Raw genomic sequence first — 20,182 nt, forward strand, 5'->3', positions numbered from 1 at the left:
ATAAGAATAACTTAAACAAAGGAGGAGATTTCTTATGTTAACAAGTATCTTACAACCAATCGTAGATTTGATTACAGCTTTAGGTCTTTAATTTAAATTAGATTTATTTTTTAAACTTTATATGCAAACAAAGGGGTCAGTACATAGTGCTGTAAGTACTAAATTAAACACCAATTCGTATGTTACGAATTGGTGTTTTTCTTTTTAGCAACAATAGTTGACCTATCTGGTCGATAGCGTTATGATGTAGTCGACCGAACTGGTCTAATATGTTTTGGAAGGTGTATATGATGAATGATGCATTCTATAAATTAGATGAAGAAAAGCGTCAAAAAATAATCAATTCAGGGCTGATGGAGTTCTCTAATTATGGCTATCAACAAAGTTCTACGAATCGTATTGTTGAAAATGCTGGTATTGGTAAAGGGATGCTTTTTTATTACTTTAAAAATAAAAAAGGATTATTTAAATTTCTTGTGGATTATTCCTTAGATTTCATTGAGGAATATTATTTTAAACAAATTGATACTTCTGAGAAAGATATTTTTAATAGGTTAGTTAAACAAGCGAAGATTAAATCTAATTTAATGACTATTCATCCTCATATGTCAAAGTTTTTAACGAAAATTGTTCTGGAGGAATCTGAACATCATTATATATCTGAAGAACAAGATCAACATATTAAACAATTACAAAGTAAAGTTCAAAATGCACTATTTGAAGATTTAGATAAGGATTTTTTTAAAGATAATTTAAATGTTGAAATGTCTATCAATATTATAAAGTATTCGATTGACGGTTTAGCAGAATCTATGAAGACACGAATAACGCATCAAATGATTGAGCAGAATGATTATCAAAGCTTTTATGATGAATTCGATTTGTATATAAAGGAAATGCGTAAAATCTTCTATAAGGATCGTGATTAATATGACATTGTTAAAAGTAAATAATGTTACGAAGACGTTTGGTAAATTTAAAGCTTTAAACGATGTGAATTTCACTGTTGAAGAAGGAGAAATATTTGGGTTTATCGGTCCAAATGGTTCTGGGAAATCTACGACCATTAAAGCAATTTTAGGCATGCTTAAACCAGATTCCGGTACTATAGAGGCATTTGATAAAGATGCTTGGAAAGATGCGGTTCAAATTCATAAACAAGTTGCCTATGTTCCAGGTGATGTTAATTTGTGGCCAAACTTAACAGGTGGAGAAGTGATAGATTTATTCTTGAAATTAAGTGGGACTCGAAATGATGAAAAAAGAGATGAACTAATTAAAAAATTTGATTTAGATCCTACTAAAAAGTGTGGTTCATATTCTAAAGGTAATAGACAGAAGGTTGCACTTATCGCTGCATTTACAACAGATGCACAACTTCTTATATTAGATGAACCGACATCTGGATTGGATCCTTTAATGGAACAAGTATTCCAAGCATGTGTATTAGAAAAGAAAAAAGAGGGAAAAAGTGTTCTATTATCGAGTCATATATTAAGTGAAGTAGAAAAATTATGTGACAGAGTCGGCATTATTAGAAAAGGTGAAATCGTAGAAATGGGAACGTTGGATGATTTGAGACATCTTACGAGAATGCATTTCGTCGTTCAGTCTAAAGAAGTTCTAACAGATTTAGAGGAGCAAGATGGTGTACACGATATTTCTAAAGAAGGAGAGACATATCATTTTCAAGTGGATTCAGAGAAAGTTTCTAATATTATTAAATATTTAAGTCGGTTTGAGTTGTTGAAATTAGAAAGTATGCCACCTACATTAGAAGATTTATTTATGAGACATTATGGTGTGAATATTGAAAGAGGTGAATAATATGAATAATCTCTTTAACGGTGTTGGACAATTAACGTTATTTTACCTGAAGACACATAAATGGAAAATGCTGTTTTGGATATTAGGTATTGTCGTTTTAACAGTTATCATACCACCAACATTTAAAAGTATGTATCCACACCAATCAGATATGCAACCAATTGTTGAAACTTCTAAAAATCCTGCAATGGAAGCAATGTTAGGACCAGGACAATTTGAACATGTAACAGTTGGCGTGTTATTTACGCACGAGATGTTGCTATTTACAAGTATTCTCGTTGCAATAATGAGTATTTTACTTGTTTCAAAGAGTACTAGAGGAGATGAATCAGCAGGTCGTATTGAAATGTTTCGAGCATTGCCAGTTGGAAAAGTATCGCCACTCATAAGTGCACTTATTGAGATGATAATTGTGAATGTCATGATAACCATTTTGATTATGATTATATTACCTTTAATGAATATTAATAGTGTGGATTGGCAAGGTTCAATTGTTTATGCAGTTTCATTAGGATCAATTGGTATTCTATTTGGTATGATGACAGCTATATTTTCACAGTTAACTGAAACAAGTAGTAGTGTTACTGGCTATAGCATTACAGTATTGCTCTTAAGCTATTTAGTGAGAGCTGTTGGTGACGTCATAAATGAAGATATTTCTATGGTTTCACCTCTAGGATGGATTACAAGAACGTTTGCTTATTCTGAAAATAATTGGTGGCCAATCGTCATAACTTTAGTAACGGCTATTATTTTATTGATGATAGCGATGATACTTTATTTTAGAAGGGATATAGAGTCTGGCATACTGCCTTCTAAACCAGGTAAAAGAACAGCACATAAAATATGGTTATCTCCACTAGGTTTACAACTTAAATTGTATAAAGTAGGTCTTATTTCCTGGGCAATAGGGATGTTTGTATTTGGCGCTTCATATGGATCAATATTTGGTGAGTTAGATGATTTTATTAAAGATAACGAAATGTTGCAGCAAATGGTAGCTGGGACAGGTGATCATTATATAGAAGCATTCTTACCGACTTTAATGATTATAATGGCTATCGTATCAACAATACCTGCACTATTAAGTTTATACAAAATAAAAAACGAATTAGATACTCATCGAATAGAACTTATAATGTCTCGACCTATTTCAAGAATTAAATTGTTGAGTAGTTATTTAGTTGTTTCATTATTTAATGCTATCTTTATGATTTTTATAGCTGCATTCGGTTTGTATGTTGCCCAAGCATCTGTGTTAAATGATCCATTTAGTTTTTGGACAATTATAAAGTCTGGAATTGTGCATATACCTGCCATTATATCTTTCGTAGCACTTGGCGTTGTACTTTTAGGATGGTTTAATAAAGGGCATTTTATCGTTTATCTGTATTTAACTTATACGTTTTTCGTCGTTTATTTAGGACAATTGTTAAATATTAAAGACTGGTTAAAAGATATAACGCCATTTCATCATATTCCTGAAATACCTGTTGAAGATATGAATTATTCGGGTATAAGTATATTAATCATAGTATCTGTCGTGCTTATCATAATTGGATTTATAGGATTTAAACGAAAAGACATTTCATAAAGGGAGCTGTGTTCGGATGACAAATTTACCGAAAATAGGGAAACCAGCAACAAATGCTTTGAACAAGATCAATGTTACGACGTTAGAACAGGTTGCTCAATTAGATGAACATAATTTGGCGAAACTTCATGGTATGGGACCAAAAGCAATAGGCATTTTGAAAGAAGCATTATTAGAACAAGGGTTATCATTTAGTCAATTAGATGAGGATTTAAAAAATGTGAAATTCACTGTACTGGGAGATTTAAAATGTGATAACGCACCAAAAAGAAGAATTATCAGAGATATTGTGAGTGCTTCACTAGTTGGTGACGAAAAGTATCTTAATGAATGGCTAACAGATGATTTAGTATGGAAAGTACCAGGTTCTTTTGAATTAAAGGGTAGAAAAGCATTTTTAGAAGAAATAAATGAACACTTGCAAAAGTATCCAGCCTTGAAATTAAATCAATGCTTACGCACGGTAAAGAAGCTTCTACGCACGGCACAATCATATTGAATTCTGGTGAAGAAATTTATTTTGCTGAAATGTATAAATTTGAAAATCATAAAAAAGACGCTAAAGTGAAAGAGATTACGTCATATATTATCATGAAACCTTAATTTTATGAAAATCCAATACCAGTATTTATGAAAATGTGATAAATTATAGAGGTTATTATAAACTTTCGGAGGTTGAAAGATGGAAGCAACATTACCAAATTGCCCTAAATGTGATTCAGAATATACTTACGAGGATGGACAATTTTATATTTGTCCAATGTGTAATCATGAATGGTCTATAAACGACGAAGATGCATCAAAGGAAGAAAACACAGTTATTAAAGATGTAAATGGTGTTGAATTAAATGATGGAGATACTGTAACGGTCATTAAAGATTTAAAAGTAAAAGGATCATCTAATTCTATTAAACAAGGCACTAAAGTTAAAGGTATCAAATTAGTGGACCCAGAAGACGGACATGACATTGATTGTAAAATACCTGGCTTTGGACAAATCGGATTGAAGTCATCAGTTGTAAAAAAAGTGAATAAGTAAGAAAGAAAGAGTCTGAAACATTGGAATTGTTGCAGGCTCTTAATTTTTTAGAAAGTATGTTGATATAAATATTAGCTAAGTACTTATTATTTTTTGTTAAAAATAACGAATTAATATTTTAAGTTTTTAAAATATTAATTCGTTATATACATCAAATGTTTTTTATGGTAAATATGTAATAGAGATTACGTTTCCAACAAATATATAAGGGGAGAAAAATATGAAGGCTTATATGCAAAAATTTGCACAGTCTCTAATGCTACCTATTTCGATTTTACCGGTAGCTGGGTTACTTTTAGGTATCGCATCTTTTATTGATTCAGGTGCAATTAACGGGGAAGGAAATAGCGTTGCAAACTTTTTAGCAAATGGTGGTTTAGCAGTTATTAATAATTTACCAATACTATTTGCAGTAGGTTTAGCATTCGGTATGTCTAAAGATAAAAATGGTGCAGCAGCACTTAGTGGACTTGTATCATTTTTAGTGGTTACACAAGTACTAAAGCCAGAAGCAATGGCGAAAGTATTGCATATTGCTGAGGATAAAGTTGATATCGCATTTACGGGTATTAGTAATGTATTTATTGGGATTATTTGTGGTTTAGTTACAGCAGCAATTTACAATAGATTTAAAGATACGAAATTACCAACAGCGTTTGCTTTCTTTAGTGGTAAACGTCTTGTGCCGATATTATCAGCAGCGGCAATGTTAGTTATTTCTATTGCACTAATGTTTATTTGGCCGCCAGTATATAACGGCTTAGTGTCATTTGGTGAAATGATTTCTAAACTTGGTCCTCTTGGGGCAGGACTATACGGATTCTTTAACCGTTTATTATTACCATTTGGATTGCACCACGCATTAAACCAAGTATTCTGGTTTGATATTGCGGGTATTAATGATATTGCAAACTTCTGGTCTAGTAAAGGTGAAGCGGGTATAACAGGTCGTTACCAAGCAGGATTATTCCCAATTATGATGTTTGGTTTACCAGCTGCAGCATTAGCGATTTGGAAAAATGCTGAGAAGCGTAATAGAAAAGTAGTAGGTTCTTTAATGGTTACAGCAGCGATTGCTTCCTTTGTAACAGGGATCACAGAACCATTAGAATTCTCATTCTTAGTAGCAGCACCGATGTTATTTGGTATTCACGCGTTATTAACAGGTATTTCATTATTTATAGCAGCAACATTCCATTGGACTGCAGGATTTACATTTAGTGCAGGATTAATAGATTATTTATTAAGTTTAAGTATTCCAATTGCTAATAAACCATTAATGTTACTCGTACTAGGTATGATTATGGGTGTCGTATACTTTGTTGTATTTGATTTTGCGATTCGTACATTTAATCTTAAGACACCAGGTAGAGATGGCTTAATGGAAGAAGCGGCAAAGCAAGATCCTAGTCTTGAAGAAGATGTAGCAGGTACTTCAACAAACAATAGTGGTGTAAAAGTATCTAATAAGACAAAGCTTATATATGAAGCAATTGGTGGTAATGATAATATCGAAGTTATCGATCACTGTGCAACAAGACTACGTCTAACATTAAAAGATACAAGTGTTGTTGATCAAGATAAAATCAAACAATCTGGCGCATTAGGAAACAAAGTGATTAGTGATAAAAATATCCAAATTATTATTGGAACTGATGTACAATTTACAGCAGATGAACTCATGCAAATGCAACAAAATCAAGGTCATTAATTCAATATATTACTACTCAAACAGTAGACATTCATTTTATAATTTGAATGCCTACTGTTTTTTTATCTTTAATTTTATTAATAATAACAATTTTGAACAAATATGAACAAAAAATAATGTTAAATGTGTGATTTTTTACTTTTATAGTAGTAATATGAAACTATTGAATGATAAAGGGGGGACGATTCAATGGGTATAAAAAGAGCGATTTTGTTAGGTGCAGGTGACCGTGGGGGAAGAGTTTACGCGAATTTGATAAAATCTTTACCCCATAAAATTAAATTAATTGGGGTAGCGGAACCTGTTAAAGAAAGAAGAGAACGTGTAAGTAGTCACCATAGTCTTGATGAACGATACGTACAAGCGTCTTGGAAAGCATTATTGGACTTAAAGCTAGAAGCTGATATAGCAATCATATGTACACAAGATAAAGCGCATTTTGAACCAACAATGAAAGCATTAGATTTAGGATATCACGTATTACTTGAAAAACCGATGTCTCCTAATCCTGAAGAGTGTATTAAAATGGTAGAAAAAGCGAAAGAAATGGATAGAACATTAACGATTTGTCACGTATTAAGATATACACCATTCTGGAGTAGGATCAAATCTATCGTTCAAAGCGGAGATATTGGTCAGATTGCATCTATTCAACTTAATGAAAATGTAGAATATATGCATATGTCACATAGTTTTGTAAGAGGTAATTGGAAAAGTAAAGAACAATCAAGTCCAATGATATTAGCTAAATCTTGCCATGACATGGATATTATCAGTTATATCATGGATCAAGATTGTAAAAGAATCAATTCCTTTGGTTCATTAATGTACTTTAACGAAGCAAACAAACCAGAAGGCGCACCATTAAGATGTCTAGACGGATGCCCAGTAGAAAATGAATGTCCATTTCATGCTGGAAGGTATTATTTAGGTATCGGTAGAGGATGGGCGATGAAATTTACAGAAGAAAATTCTAACGAAGCGATTATAGAAAGATTAAATCATACGGATTATGGGAAATGCGTCTTCCAATCAGATAATGACGTTGTAGATCACCAAGTTGTGAATATGGAATTTGAAAATGGCGCAACAGCAACATTTAGTATGAGCGCATTTACAAGAGAACAAACAAGAATTGTTCAAATAATGGGAACAAAAGGTGAAATAAGAGGAAATATGGAAACAAATGAAATAAGCATATTTGACTTTTTAACAAGAGAAGAAAAAATCGTTAAGTTCCCAGAAGTGAGCAGTGGACATGGTGGAGGAGACGAAGGTATTATAAATGACTTTATAGATGCAATTAATAGCTCAGATCAAAATGTATCTAAATCCATAGCAAGTAAATCCTTAATCAGCCACTTAATGGCATTCGCAGCAGAAGAATCAAGACTGAATCACGGGCAATCGATAAATATAGACGAATTCTATAATGAAATAGCCTTAACATCATAATATAAGATAAATAAAGACGTGATACCGCTAGAAAATAGCAGTATCACGTCTTTTTTGTGCGTGAAAATAGCGCTAACGCTCAAGAGTCGCAAACAAGATCGTTAGCGCATCAAAAATCCACGTGTGTTAAATTTATTAACTAATATAGTACCTTAATATCATTTTCATCGCAGAATTGTTGTATTTCTTGTGGGAGTATTTTATTAGTAATTATTTTGTCTACGTCACTTAGATTGCAGTATGTTAGTAATGTTGAATGTCCTATCTTACTATTATCAGCTAACACATATGTTTGCCGTGCTTTTTTTGTTATAAGTTGTTTGATTAAGTTTTCTTCCATCTCTGAGTTAGTTAGACCATTTGGAATATTGACACCAGTAGCTGCCATAAAGCATTTATTGATATTAAATTTATTCAATAAAATATTAGAATCTATACCTATAAATGATCGAGTACGTGGTTTGTATTTTTCACCAATGATAAATAAAGTTACATTTTCAAATTGTGAAGCTTTATTCATGATATCAAGACTGTTAGTAATAATAGTAAATGATAATTTTTTGTCGACATAGTCTAATACATGTATTGTTGTTGTTCCTGTATCTATATAAATAATGTCGTTAGTTTCGATATGTGCAGCAGCTAATTTTCCAATATGTTTTTTTGATTGATAATTCTCAACATTTCTTTCTTGGTAATCAACCGCTTTATGTTCATCTTCAATAACTTCAATACCACCATAAACTTTTTTAACTACATTCATATCTACTAATAGGTTGATGTCACGCCTTATTGTATTAACAGATACATTAAATGTGTCCTTCAATTCATCAATTGAAGCTGTTTTGTTTTTTTTTATGAAAGATTCTATTTCATAAATTCGTTTAGATTTCATATACGATTCCCCCATTTCTTACAATATACCCAAAATTTGCTTATATAACAACTATAAAAAATATAAGTTACTCAAAAGTTGACATATTCTACTCGTTATTATAATATTATCTCAACAAGTAACCAATAGTTAATTAATATGTACTCATTTTTTTAAAAGATTATGAAAGCGGTTACTTTAATATTTATAACTGGAGGATATGTAAATGGTAGAAATCTTAAAGAATTACGTTAATGGACAATGGCAAGCGTCGAAAAGTAAGGAAACAATAGATGTATACAATCCAGCTACTAAAGAAGTGATTGCTAAAGTACCTGTTTCAACTAGAGAAGAATTAGATGAAGCGGCAAAAATTGCACATGAAGCGTTTCAAGAATGGAAAAAAGTTGCTGTACCTAAACGTGCTCGACTTTTATTCAAACTTCAACAATTATTAACAGACAATAGAGAAGTATTAGCTGAAATTATTACAAAAGAAAATGGTAAGAATACGACAGAAGCTTTAGGTGAAGTACAAAGAGGTATTGAGAATGTCGAATTCGCTGCAGGTGCCCCTTCTTTAATGATGGGTGACTCACTTTCAAGTATCGCTACAAATATAGAAGGAACAAGTTACAGATATCCAGTAGGTGTTGTAGGTGGTATAACACCATTCAACTTCCCAATGATGGTGCCATGTTGGATGTTCCCGATGGCTATTTCATTAGGTAATACGTTTGTGATTAAACCTTCTGAAAAGACACCATTACTTGTTAATAAACTCGCAGAGTTAATTGAAGAAGCAGGATTCCCTAAAGGTGTATTCAATGTTGTACATGGTGCACATGATGTTGTGAATGGCATTTGTGAAAATGAACATATTAAAGCTGTATCATTCGTTGGTTCTAAACCAGTAGGTGAATATGTTTATAAAAAAGCAACAGAAAACTTAAAACGTGCGCAATGTTTAACAGGTGCTAAAAACCATACAATCATTTTAAATGATGCAAATATTGATGGCGCCGTTAAAGATGTAATTGGTGCAGCATTTGGATCAGCAGGTGAACGTTGTATGGCTGCAGCAGTAGTTGCTGTTCAAGAAGGTGTTTATGACGAATTTAAAGAAAAGCTTGTACAAGCTTCTAAAGATATCGTTATCGGAAATGGCTTAGAAGATAATGTTTTCTTAGGTCCAGTTATTAGAGAAGAAAATGTTGAACGTACATTAAATTACGTTGATCAAGGTGTCGAAGAAGGTGCCAAACTTGTATTAGATGGTAGAGAAGACAACAACAAAGATGGTTTCTTCGTAAAACCGACTATTTTTGAAGATGTTACAACTGATATGAAATTATGGCAAGAAGAAATATTCGCACCGGTGTTATCAATTGTTAAAGTAAAAGATTTAAAAGAAGGCATTCAATTAGCGAATCAATCTGAATTTGCGAACGGTGCATGTTTATTTACAGACAGTGCATCATCCATTAGATACTTCAGAGAGTATATTGATGCAGGTATGTTAGGTATTAATTTAGGTGTACCGGCACCAATGGCAATCTTCCCATTCTCTGGATGGAAATCATCATTCTTTGGTTCATTACATGCGAATGGTAAAGATAGTATTGATTTCTATACACATCGTAAGGTTGTAACTGCTAGACATGGTAATCCACAATTTTAAGGAGTGAAAAATAGAGATGGCTCGATTATTAAATAAACCTGTACATCATCCATTAAGTGATGATGTACAAGTGATACATGATTTGAAACCTGAAGATATTGATTTAGCTTATATCGGATTTAAAGTGTTAGACATAAAATCACAAGGTACTTACACAGAATCAACAGGTGATTTTGAACTATGTATTGTCGCTTTAACTGGCAACATCGATGTGTCAGATGGAGAAAGTTCTTATGAAGATTTAGGAACAAGAGATTCAGTATTTGAAAAAATACCAACAGACAGTATCTATATTTCTAAAAATCATGAAGTGACGATTAAAGCGAATAAAGATTCAAGAGTTGTACTTTGTTATTCACCAGCGGATGAAGAAAGAGCAACACAATTAATCCCAGCATCTGAGAACTCAGTAGAAGATAGAGGTAAATATTCAAATAAACGACATGTCCATAATATTTTACCTGATACACATACGGCGAGCGAAAAATTACTTGTCGTTGAAGTGTATACAGATCAAGGTAATTGGTCGAGCTATCCACCACATAAACATGACGTTGATAACTTACCAAATGAATCATTACTTGAAGAAACTTACTATCATGAGATGAATCCAAGTAAAGGTTTCGTCTTTCAACGTGTGTTTACAGACGATCTTTCATTAGATGAAACGATGACAGTAGAGAATAGTGATGTTGTTGTAGTGCCTAAAGGTTATCATCCAGTAGCTGTACCTGATGGTTACGATGGTTATTACTTAAATGTTATGGCAGGACCTAAAAAAGTTTGGAAATTTTATAATCAACCAGATCATGAATGGATTATTGATAGAGAATAAGGGGTGTACGTGAATGTCTAATAAAAAACAAATTATAGCAATAGGTCGTGCAGCAATAGATTTAAACTCAATAGAAATTAATAGACCAATGGAAGAAACAGAATCATTTCGCAAATATGTTGGTGGCTCACCAGCTAATATCATGATTGGTACGGCTAAGTTAGGTTTAGATGTAGGTATGATTGCCAATGTATCAGATGATCAACATGGTAGATTCATTACGAATTACTTTGAAGAAGTAGGCGTTGATACTTCTCAAATACATGTAGATGAAGATGGACATAAAATTGGCTTAACGTTTACAGAAATTAAAAGTCCGAGTGAGTCTAGCATATTAATGTATAGAGAAGAAGTAGCAGATCTATATTTAGCACCTGAACATGTAGATGAATCATACGTCGAAAATTCAGAATATTTGCTTATTTCAGGAACTGCGTTAGCTAAATCTCCATCAAGAGAGGCGGTACTAAAAGCACTGTTACTAGCGAAAAAACATAATGTACAAGTAATCTTTGAGTTGGATTATAGACCTTATAGTTGGAAAGACGAAGAAGAAACTTCTATTTATTATGAGTTAGTCGCTGAACAAGCTGATGTCGTAATTGGTACACGTGATGAATTTGATATGGTCGAAAGATATAAAGCATTATCAGACAAAGAAATTAGTGAACTATTATTTAAAGCTAATCCACTTTTAGTTGTCATTAAACACGGTGTGCAAGGTTCAAATGCATTTGATAAAGAAGGCAATACTTATGAAGGTAAAGCATTTAAAGCCAATGTCGTTAAAACATTTGGTGCTGGTGATTCATATGCAGCCGCATTTATTTATGCATTGGTTAAAGGTAAGTCAGTTGAAGAAGCATTGAAATATGGTGCAGCCTCAGCAGCAATTGTTGTAAGTAGTCATAGTTCATCTGAAGCGATGCCTACAGTTGATAAAATAGAAAATTTAATTAAAGAACAATCTTAAGGTGGTATTAGACATGGTTAATACAGTGAAGTTAACAACTGGAGAAGCAATTGTTAGATTTTTGACGAAACAATACATTTCTATTGATGGACAAGAAACAAGATTTGTTGAAGGTGTCATGAATATTTTTGGTCATGGTAATGTCCTCGGTATAGGAGAAGGTCTATCAAATTATCAAAAAGAATTAAAAATAATCCAAGGCAAAAATGAACAAGGTATGGCGCATACAGCAATTGGTTTTAGTAAACAAAGTTTACGAAAAAAAGTATTTGCAGTGACAACATCTGTCGGTCCAGGTGCTGCTAACCTTGTAACGGCAGCAGGTACAGCGGCAGCAAATCATATACCAGTATTATTTTTACCAGGAGATACATTTGCGACTCGTCAACCAGATCCAGTATTACAACAGATTGAAAACCCTCAAAGTATTGGTATTACTACAAATGATGCGTTAAAACCAATTTCAAGATATTTTGATCGCATAACAAGACCTGAGCAAATCATGTCTGCATTAATACGTGCATTTGAGGTCATGACAAACCCTCAAACAGCGGGTCCTGTGACATTAGCATTGAGCCAAGATGTTCAAGGAGAGTCATACGATTTCCCAGAAACATTTTTTGAAAAGCGTGTACATTATGTTGATAGACTTCAACCGTCGAATAGATCAATAGATGTAGCAGTTGAACTATTGAAGACAGCTAAAAAACCACTATTAATTGTTGGTGGTGGTGCTAAGTATTCGGAAGCTCAAGATGCTATAAAAGCATTTATAGAAAAAACGAATATTCCTATTGCAGAAACTCAAGCAGGTAAATCTACAATAGAAGCCTCTCACCCACTAAATCTTGGTGGTCTAGGCGTTACTGGAAATTTAGCAGCTAATTTATATGCAAAAGAAGCTGATGTCATTATTGGTATTGGTACAAGGTATTCAGACTTTACAACTAGCTCAAAGACAGTAGCTAACTTTGAAAATGCGAAATTTATAAACATTAATGTTAATAGAGTCGATGCTTATAAATTAGATGCGATACAAGTAGTTGGAGACGCAAAAATATCAATTAGTTTATTGGATAAAGCATTAAGTGAATGTCAATTTAATACATTAGATGAAGTAAAGGATTTAAAAAATAAATGGTCAGAAGAAAGAGAAAGTTTATCTCATGTAGATATTAATAAAAATGATTTTGAAGCTGAAATATCAGGTCATTTTAGTAAAGAAAAACTTAATCAATACGTCGAAGCATTAGAAACGGAATTACCACAAACAAATGCGGTTATTAAAGTTAATGAAACAATTGATAATGATGCAATAATCGTTGCCGCTGCTGGATCTTTACCAGGAGACTTAGAAAGATTGTGGGAGACCGATATATTTAATACTTACAATATGGAATATGGTTATTCTACGATGGGGTACGAAATTGCAGCTGCACTTGGTGCAAAAATAGCAAATCCCCAAAAAGAAGTATATGCATTAGTTGGTGATGGAAGTTTCTTAATGTTACACACTGAATTAGTAACAGCATTGCAATATAACTATAAAATCAACATTGTATTATTTGATAACAGTGGATTTGGTTGTATCAACAATTTACAGATGGGTAATGGTAGTGAAAGTTTCTGTACTGAATTTAATGATTATAACGGTGAAGTCATGAATGTAGATTATAAGAAAATTGCAGAAGGATATGGTGCAGTTTCTTACAAAGTTAATAGTCTTCAAGCGTTAGAAGTTGCAATTAAAGATGCTAAAAAAGAAACAAAATCAACATTAATAGAAATAAAGACTTTACCTAAAACGATGACTGACGGATATGAATCATTCTGGAATGTTGGTGTATCCGAACATAGTGAAAAACCAGATATTAAAACATCATATCAAGAAAAGGTTCAAGCTATGAAAAAAGCAAAACAATATTAAAAAGGAGATTCATAACATGACAAAAATAAAAATTGGTCAAGTTGGTTTAAGTAGATTAGGAAAAGTGCATGCAGAAAACATTGTTAACCATGTGAAAGGTGCAGAGTTATTCGCTGTGGCAAGTGTTGTAGAGCAAGAATTAACATATGCCAAAGAAGAATTAGGTGTGAAAAATTGCTATACATCCTATTCAGAAATGATAGAAAACGATGAGCTAGATGCAGTTGTAATTGTTTCACCAAGTGGATTTCATGCAGTTCAAATTTCACAAGCATTAGATAAAGGTTTGCATGTCTTTTCAGAAAAACCTATTGGACTTGAGTTAGATAATATCAAACAAGTTGTTGAAAAAATAAATAGTCACTCAGACAAAGTGTTTCAGTTAGGTTTTATGCGTAGATTTGATGATTCTTATCAATTTGCTAAAGACGTTGTTCAAAATGGTGAATTAGGCAAAATTACAGCAATGAGATGTTATGGAATTGATCCTAGTGCAGGGTTAGATAGCTTTATCCAATTTGCGAAGAACAGTGCAAGTGGTGGCATATTTTTAGATATGTCGATTCATGATATTGATCTTGTACGTTGGTTTACAGGTTCAGAATTTAAAACTGTATATTCACTAGGTAATAACATAGCAGCACCTGAATTAACAGAATGTGAAGAATTGGAAACAGGTGCATGTCTGGCAGAATTAGAAGACGGTACAATCGCATACTTATTAGCCGGAAGAAATGCTCAACATGGATACCATGTTGAAACAGAAATTATAGGAACTGAAGGCATGATAAGAATCGGTAATGCACCAGAGAAAAACTTAGTTACAGTTTATGACAAAAACGGTGTCGTTAGACCGACTTCAGGTCATTTTCCTGAGCGATTTAAACTAGCATTTATTAATGAAATTAATGCATTTATAGAATCTATCAATAATAATGTTCCTTCATCAATAACAGGTATTGATGGATTGAAAAGTACAGAGGTTGCAATTGCAATGCAAGAATCTTATGAGAAGAAAACAATCATTACGTTATGAGGTGAAGTAAATGACTAAAAATATTCGATATGCATGTGCACCGATAGCTTGGACAAATGATGATATGCCAGAACTAGGGAGTGAGAATTCATTTGAACAATGTATAAGTGAAATGGCACTCACTGGGTATGAAGGTACAGAAATAGGTAACAAGTACCCGAAAGATCCTGAAGTTTTGAAATCATATTTGGAACCAAGAGGACTATCTGTCGCAAGTGCATGGTTAAGTTTATATTTAACTTCGGAACCATATGAAGTAACAGAAGAAGCGTTTATAAAACATAGAGATTTTCTACATGCATTAGGCGCAAAAGTTATTGTTGTTTCAGAACAAGGAAATAGTATTCAAGGGGATTTAACTAAAGCATTATTTAAAGAAAAACCTATATTTACAGAACAAGAATGGCAATTATTAGTTGATGGTTTAGAGAAGTTAGGTCAATTAGCACACGAAAAAGATATGGAAATCGTATACCACCATCATATGGGTACAGGTGTACAAACGACAAAAGAAATAGATGAATTAATGGAAAGAACAAACAAAGATAATGTTTCTCTCTTATTTGATACAGGACACCTTGTCCTTTCTGGTGAAGACCCGATAGACATATTTGAAAGACATGAAGTTAGGATAAAACATATTCACTTTAAAGATGTTAGACAAGATGTTAAAGAAGCTGTAGATAAAGAATGTAGTTGCTTCTTGGATGGTGTGAAAAAAGGTATGTTCACAGTACCTGGAGACGGTGTAATAGATTTTAAACCTATCTTAGATCTAATTTATAAATCTGATTACAGCGGATGGATTGTGGTTGAAGCTGAACAAGATCCAGCGATTGCAAATCCATTTATATATGCTAAAAAAGCAAAAGAATATATAGCACAATATCAATAAAATTTTAAACAAAATGGTATAGGAGTTAAGGGCTCCTAAAGGGAGAGAATTATCATGAGTATGTTTGCAGCAATTTCGTTTATTTTAGTTGTTATATGTGTAGGTGTATATGCTTACTTACGGAGTAGAAAGATTGATACTCAAAATTCTGACGGTTTCTTTATGGGTGGTAGAAGTTTAACAGGTTTTACAATTGCTTCTACAATTATCATGACCAATTTATCTACAGAACAAATAGTTGGTCAAAATGGTCAAAGTTTCGTTGCGGGTATGGAAGTTATGGCATGGGAAGTAACATCATCAGTAGCCATTGTTATACTAGCACTTGTCTTTTTACCTAGATATTTTAGGTATGGTGTTGATACAATATCAGATTTTATTGAAATGAGATTTGATACATTCACGAAACGACTCGTATCTTTATTATTCATATTTACTTATGTAGTTTCATTCTTACCAGTTGTATTATATTCTGGTGCACTTGTATTTAATAAAATTTTCAACGTAAGTGAAATGTTAAATATAAGTGATATGACTGCAGTTATTTTAATATCAACAGTCATAGGTCTTGTAGGAATTATATATTTGTTCATAGGCGGGTTATCTTTAAGTGCACATAGTGATTCTATCTATGGTGTCGGTTTAATTGTAGGTGGACTTGCTATACCAACATTAGGTCTCATTATTTTCGGAGATGGAAGCTTCTTACATGGATTTGATAAAGTCGTTCAGAACACGCCAGAAAAGCTTAATTCACTAGGTGCAATTGATTCTAAAATAGTACCATGGCCAACGTTATTCTTTGGTATGTTCTTCAATAATTTATTCTTCTGGTGTACTAACCAAATGATTGTTCAAAAAGCACTTGCTGGTAAAAATTTAAAAGAAGCACAAAAAGGTGCTATGTATGTTGGTACATTTAAAATTTTTGGTGCTTTATTCCTAGTATTTCCAGGTGTGTTGGCATTCAATATGTTAGGAGATAAAGTTACAAATCCTGATAATGCTTATCCAATGCTTGTTAATGAAGTATTACCAGAATGGGCATATGGTTTATTTGGAGCAGTTATTTTTGGTGCTATTCTAAGTTCATTTGTTGGATCTTTAAATAGTACAGCAACATTGTTCTCACTGGACTTTTATAAATCAATTATCAATAAAGAAGCAAGCAATAAACAAGTATCAAGAATTGGAAGATTGGTTACAGTACTAGTAGGTGTAATTGTTGTAATAATTGCACCAATGATTTCATTGTTCCCACAAGGTTTATATGCAGTTGTACAAGAGTTTAATGGTATTTATAATATGCCACTTTTAGTACTTGTACTTGTAGGATTTTTTGTTAAACGTACATCACAGCTTGGTGCTAAAGTGATGTTTATTTTACACATTGTTTTGTATGCGCTTTCAAAAGTTTTGATTACAGAAATACATTTCTTATATGTATTAAGTGTACTTTTCTTTGTAGATTTACTTATAGTGATGTTATTCAATAAATGGAAACCATCTGATGAGTTTGATTTCAGTGTAAATTACGCAAAAGTAGATATCACACCATGGAAACATAGATATTTAGTGGGTGGTATTATCGTACTTGTAGTTATAGGCACTTACGTATTATTCTCACCACTTGGATTAGCATAGGAGGAAGAAAAATATGACACTAACATTCGGGGTAATTGGAGCAGGTAGAATTGGCCAATTACATATAAACTATTTAAGAACACATAAAGATGTAAAGATTAAGTGGATTTCAGACTTATATTGCGACAAGATGGAAGATTGGATCAAAAAAGCAGGAATAGAAAATAAAACTAAGGACCATATGGATATTATTAATGATCCTGAGGTAGATGTAGTAGTAATATGTTCGCCTACAGATACGCATGTAGATATCATTAAAGAAGCTTGTGCAAAAGGAAAGCATATCTTCTGCGAGAAACCGATTAGTTTATCTATTGATGAAGCGAAAATTGCATTAGAAGCGGTAAAAGAAGCAAATGTGAAACTGCAAATGGGCTTTAATAGACGTTTTGATAAAAACTTCAAAGAGTTGAGAGATATTTTAAATAAAGGTGAACTTGGTAATATTCAAACATTAAGGATTACTTCAAGAGATCCAGAGCCACCACCAGTAGAATATATTAAACGCTCAGGTGGACTTTTCATGGATATGATGATTCATGACTTTGATATGGCAAGATATTTAATGCAATCTGAAATAACAGAAGTGTATGCAACTGGTGGAGCGCTGGTAAATCCAGACATTGCTCAATATGATGATATCGATACAGCACTTGTAACCCTTAAATTCGAAAATGGCTCAATGGCCATGATTGAAAACTGTAGAAGAAGTGTATATGGATATGATCAACGAGTTGAAGTATTGGGTGATAAAGGTGCAATTGATGTAGGTAATGAACAAACGACAACATTAAATTATCATCGAGCTGAAGGAATATCTAAAGACAATCCGCCATATTTCTTCTTAGAACGTTATAGTGACGCTTATAAAGTAGAAATGGATGGATTTATTGAAGCTATCTTAAATGACACTGATGTAATTTGCTCAATAGAAGACGGCTATAAAGCTCAAGAAATTGCTGTGAAATGTAAAGAGTCGGTACTATCAAATGAACCTAAGTCGCTATTAAATAAACAATCAAAGACACTTTAAAAAAGGAAGGTGGAACGTTATAGAATGAATACATTTATACACAAAGCAAAGACAGAACATTATGCTATTCCACAAATTAATGTTAACGGATTAATATGGATTGAATGTATTTTAAAAGTTGCTGAGAAAACACGTTCCCCCATTATTTTAGGAACGACAGATAAAATTATAGATTTTTTAGGTGGGTATGATTTTATCTGTAAAACAATCAGAAATAAAATAAAGTCAATGAATATAACAGTACCAGTGATTATACATCTAGATCACGGTTTAACTGTTGAAGGATGTAAGAAAGCAGTAGATGCTGGTTATGATTCAGTTATGTTTGATGGGTCTAAATTACCAATTGAAGAAAATATAGAACTTACCAAACAAGTAGTAGATTATGCACATAAAAATAATGTGATTGTAGAAGGTGAAGTTGGAGCAATTGGTGGTAACGAAGACGGTGTCATAGGAAATGTACAATATGCGAAGTTAGATGATTGTATAAACTTAGCACAAAAAGCACATATAGACACATTGGCACCAGCACTCGGATCAGTACACGGTAAATATAAAGGTGAACCTAATTTAGGATTTGAAGAAATGAAAGAAATTCAAGAAACGATTGATATACCTTTAGTATTACATGGTGCATCAGGTATATCAGACGAAGATTTAGTAAAAGCCATAAAATTAGGTCACGCAAAAATTAATTTTAATACCGAAATTAATATTGCGTGGAGTAATGAACTTAGAGAAGTATTAACTAATGATACGAGTTTATTTAATCCACAGCAAATCTTGAACCCAAGTAAAAAAGCAATCGAACAAACTGTCGAATCAATTATTTATAAATGCCAATCCAACGGCAAAGCATAGTTAATAAAATACAATATAAGTAAGAAGCTAGGACGTGAATAATCAATCGTCCTAGCTTTTTGTAATTTAAAATATTGAGATGAGAGATGTGCACTTGCTTTTAACGCTCAAGAGTCGAAGACAAGATCGTTAGCGCCCCAAAATCCAACTTAAATCCCAACCAAAACATTTTTACCTCATTCTACATATTGATTATATTTTTAATAATGAGTGCTGCGACGAATAAGATGATGATACTTGATACTCTATTCAATATGATGATAAATTTACCTGATTTATCGAACATGCCGACTTGTTTACCGGCTATAGCGAGTCCGAAGAACCAGAACCAAGAGATAAAGATTGTTGCAACTGTAAATCCGACTTTTTCATACCCTGAATATAGTGATGCACTTGTACCGATAACACCGATTGTATCCATAATGGCGTGTGGATTCAGTAATGATACAGATAGTGCAAAGCTGATTTGTTTTTTAGCTGATATTGCTAAGTCTGAACCATTGCTTGATGATTTCTCGTTCCATAACGTCCAAGCCATATACAATAGAAAAATTAATCCGACGATATATATGATTAATTGCAATGATGGATAGTGATTTAAGATGAGTGATACGCCAAACACTGCAAGTAATATGAGTAATGTGTCACATAGACCAGCTGTAAAAACAACGGGTAAAGCTTTATTTAAGCTTTTATGATTTGCGCCTTGATTAAAAACAAATATATTTTGAGCACCTAATGGTAAAATTAAACCGAGTGCTAATAAAAGACCGTGGATGACTGCTTGAAACATT

Annotated in this window: 18 protein-coding genes; 16 read left to right on the top strand and 2 right to left on the bottom strand. The window is 32.8% G+C overall.

What is annotated here, in order from left to right; translation table 11 throughout:
- The first annotated feature begins 287 nt into the window (after positions 1-287).
- From MUA60_RS02385 to MUA60_RS02415, 7 genes are all read left to right on the top strand, one after another.
- Positions 288-929: a TetR/AcrR family transcriptional regulator gene (locus MUA60_RS02385; RefSeq protein WP_262649494.1), complete on the top strand. Its 642-nt coding sequence runs from the start codon at positions 288-290 to the stop codon at positions 927-929.
- A gap of 1 nt (position 930) precedes the next feature.
- The gene (locus MUA60_RS02390; protein ID WP_262649495.1) at positions 931-1,827 is read left to right on the top strand and encodes an ABC transporter ATP-binding protein; all 897 of its coding nucleotides are present in this window, start codon (positions 931-933) and stop codon (positions 1,825-1,827) included.
- A 1-nt stretch (position 1,828) separates the two neighbouring features.
- Positions 1,829-3,421, top strand: a complete 1,593-nt coding sequence (locus tag MUA60_RS02395) for an ABC transporter permease (RefSeq protein WP_262649496.1) — start codon at positions 1,829-1,831, stop codon at positions 3,419-3,421.
- Between the two features lie 16 nt (positions 3,422-3,437).
- Complete coding sequence (locus MUA60_RS02400; RefSeq protein ID WP_262649497.1) at positions 3,438-3,920, top strand: helix-hairpin-helix domain-containing protein; 483 nt, start codon at positions 3,438-3,440, stop codon at positions 3,918-3,920.
- A gap of 183 nt (positions 3,921-4,103) precedes the next feature.
- Positions 4,104-4,460: a zinc ribbon domain-containing protein YjdM gene (locus MUA60_RS02405; RefSeq protein WP_048541593.1), complete on the top strand. Its 357-nt coding sequence runs from the start codon at positions 4,104-4,106 to the stop codon at positions 4,458-4,460.
- Positions 4,461-4,680: 220 nt separating this feature from the next.
- Positions 4,681-6,171 (top strand): N-acetylglucosamine-specific PTS transporter subunit IIBC, encoded by a 1,491-nt coding sequence (gene nagE, locus MUA60_RS02410; RefSeq protein WP_262649499.1) that lies wholly within the window; start codon positions 4,681-4,683, stop codon positions 6,169-6,171.
- A 189-nt stretch (positions 6,172-6,360) separates the two neighbouring features.
- A complete protein-coding gene (locus MUA60_RS02415; protein ID WP_262649500.1) occupies positions 6,361-7,626 on the top strand; it encodes a Gfo/Idh/MocA family protein in 1,266 nt (421 codons plus the stop codon).
- Positions 7,627-7,765: 139 nt separating this feature from the next.
- On the opposite strand, the gene MUA60_RS02420 is transcribed toward MUA60_RS02415, so the two are convergent.
- A complete protein-coding gene (locus MUA60_RS02420) occupies positions 7,766-8,521 on the bottom strand; it encodes a DeoR/GlpR family DNA-binding transcription regulator (RefSeq protein ID WP_262649501.1) in 756 nt (251 codons plus the stop codon).
- A gap of 205 nt (positions 8,522-8,726) precedes the next feature.
- On the opposite strand from MUA60_RS02420, the gene MUA60_RS02425 reads away from it, so the two are divergent.
- The 9 genes from MUA60_RS02425 to fba are packed head-to-tail and all read left to right on the top strand — an operon-like array spanning position 8,727 to position 19,388.
- On the top strand, positions 8,727-10,181 hold the full coding sequence (locus tag MUA60_RS02425) for a CoA-acylating methylmalonate-semialdehyde dehydrogenase (protein ID WP_262649502.1): 1,455 nt from the start codon (positions 8,727-8,729) through the stop codon (positions 10,179-10,181).
- Between the two features lie 16 nt (positions 10,182-10,197).
- The gene (iolB, locus tag MUA60_RS02430; RefSeq protein WP_037590347.1) at positions 10,198-11,016 is read left to right on the top strand and encodes a 5-deoxy-glucuronate isomerase; all 819 of its coding nucleotides are present in this window, start codon (positions 10,198-10,200) and stop codon (positions 11,014-11,016) included.
- Positions 11,017-11,029: 13 nt separating this feature from the next.
- Entirely contained in the window at positions 11,030-11,989 is a 960-nt protein-coding gene (gene iolC, locus MUA60_RS02435) for a 5-dehydro-2-deoxygluconokinase (protein ID WP_049319544.1), read from the top strand.
- Positions 11,990-12,002: 13 nt separating this feature from the next.
- On the top strand, positions 12,003-13,916 hold the full coding sequence (gene iolD, locus MUA60_RS02440) for a 3D-(3,5/4)-trihydroxycyclohexane-1,2-dione acylhydrolase (decyclizing) (protein ID WP_262637123.1): 1,914 nt from the start codon (positions 12,003-12,005) through the stop codon (positions 13,914-13,916).
- Between the two features lie 16 nt (positions 13,917-13,932).
- Entirely contained in the window at positions 13,933-14,952 is a 1,020-nt protein-coding gene (locus MUA60_RS02445; protein WP_262649504.1) for a Gfo/Idh/MocA family oxidoreductase, read from the top strand.
- A 10-nt stretch (positions 14,953-14,962) separates the two neighbouring features.
- A complete protein-coding gene (iolE, locus tag MUA60_RS02450; RefSeq protein ID WP_049319547.1) occupies positions 14,963-15,847 on the top strand; it encodes a myo-inosose-2 dehydratase in 885 nt (294 codons plus the stop codon).
- Between the two features lie 54 nt (positions 15,848-15,901).
- Positions 15,902-17,491, top strand: coding sequence for a solute:sodium symporter family transporter (locus tag MUA60_RS02455; RefSeq protein ID WP_049319548.1), 1,590 nt, complete (start codon positions 15,902-15,904; stop codon positions 17,489-17,491).
- 13 nt (positions 17,492-17,504) lie between these two features.
- Entirely contained in the window at positions 17,505-18,524 is a 1,020-nt protein-coding gene (iolG, locus tag MUA60_RS02460) for an inositol 2-dehydrogenase (protein ID WP_049319549.1), read from the top strand.
- Between the two features lie 24 nt (positions 18,525-18,548).
- On the top strand, positions 18,549-19,388 hold the full coding sequence (fba, locus tag MUA60_RS02465; protein WP_262637121.1) for a class II fructose-1,6-bisphosphate aldolase: 840 nt from the start codon (positions 18,549-18,551) through the stop codon (positions 19,386-19,388).
- Between the two features lie 181 nt (positions 19,389-19,569).
- On the opposite strand, the gene MUA60_RS02470 is transcribed toward fba, so the two are convergent.
- Positions 19,570-20,181 (bottom strand): LysE/ArgO family amino acid transporter, encoded by a 612-nt coding sequence (locus MUA60_RS02470; protein WP_262649505.1) that lies wholly within the window; start codon positions 20,179-20,181, stop codon positions 19,570-19,572.
- Between the last annotated feature and the right edge of the window lies 1 nt (position 20,182).

Origin of the sequence: Mammaliicoccus sciuri (genome assembly GCF_025561425.1) — a bacterium.
GTDB lineage: Bacteria > Bacillota > Bacilli > Staphylococcales > Staphylococcaceae > Mammaliicoccus > Mammaliicoccus sciuri_A.

What these genes read in the sequence shown, in the direction of transcription:
- MUA60_RS02385 (WP_262649494.1), top strand. Translation starts at nt 288, where the DNA reads ATGATGAATGATGCATTCTATAAATTAGATGAAGAAAAGCGTCAAAAA.
- MUA60_RS02390 (WP_262649495.1), top strand. Translation starts at nt 931, where the DNA reads ATGACATTGTTAAAAGTAAATAATGTTACGAAGACGTTTGGTAAATTT.
- MUA60_RS02395 (WP_262649496.1), top strand. Translation starts at nt 1,829, where the DNA reads ATGAATAATCTCTTTAACGGTGTTGGACAATTAACGTTATTTTACCTG.
- MUA60_RS02400 (WP_262649497.1), top strand. Translation starts at nt 3,438, where the DNA reads ATGACAAATTTACCGAAAATAGGGAAACCAGCAACAAATGCTTTGAAC.
- MUA60_RS02405 (WP_048541593.1), top strand. Translation starts at nt 4,104, where the DNA reads ATGGAAGCAACATTACCAAATTGCCCTAAATGTGATTCAGAATATACT.
- nagE (WP_262649499.1), top strand. Translation starts at nt 4,681, where the DNA reads ATGAAGGCTTATATGCAAAAATTTGCACAGTCTCTAATGCTACCTATT.
- MUA60_RS02415 (WP_262649500.1), top strand. Translation starts at nt 6,361, where the DNA reads ATGGGTATAAAAAGAGCGATTTTGTTAGGTGCAGGTGACCGTGGGGGA.
- MUA60_RS02420 (WP_262649501.1), bottom strand. Translation starts at nt 8,521, where the DNA reads ATGAAATCTAAACGAATTTATGAAATAGAATCTTTCATAAAAAAAAAC.
- MUA60_RS02425 (WP_262649502.1), top strand. Translation starts at nt 8,727, where the DNA reads ATGGTAGAAATCTTAAAGAATTACGTTAATGGACAATGGCAAGCGTCG.
- iolB (WP_037590347.1), top strand. Translation starts at nt 10,198, where the DNA reads ATGGCTCGATTATTAAATAAACCTGTACATCATCCATTAAGTGATGAT.
- iolC (WP_049319544.1), top strand. Translation starts at nt 11,030, where the DNA reads ATGTCTAATAAAAAACAAATTATAGCAATAGGTCGTGCAGCAATAGAT.
- iolD (WP_262637123.1), top strand. Translation starts at nt 12,003, where the DNA reads ATGGTTAATACAGTGAAGTTAACAACTGGAGAAGCAATTGTTAGATTT.
- MUA60_RS02445 (WP_262649504.1), top strand. Translation starts at nt 13,933, where the DNA reads ATGACAAAAATAAAAATTGGTCAAGTTGGTTTAAGTAGATTAGGAAAA.
- iolE (WP_049319547.1), top strand. Translation starts at nt 14,963, where the DNA reads ATGACTAAAAATATTCGATATGCATGTGCACCGATAGCTTGGACAAAT.
- MUA60_RS02455 (WP_049319548.1), top strand. Translation starts at nt 15,902, where the DNA reads ATGAGTATGTTTGCAGCAATTTCGTTTATTTTAGTTGTTATATGTGTA.
- iolG (WP_049319549.1), top strand. Translation starts at nt 17,505, where the DNA reads ATGACACTAACATTCGGGGTAATTGGAGCAGGTAGAATTGGCCAATTA.
- fba (WP_262637121.1), top strand. Translation starts at nt 18,549, where the DNA reads ATGAATACATTTATACACAAAGCAAAGACAGAACATTATGCTATTCCA.
- MUA60_RS02470 (WP_262649505.1), bottom strand. Translation starts at nt 20,181, where the DNA reads ATGTTTCAAGCAGTCATCCACGGTCTTTTATTAGCACTCGGTTTAATT.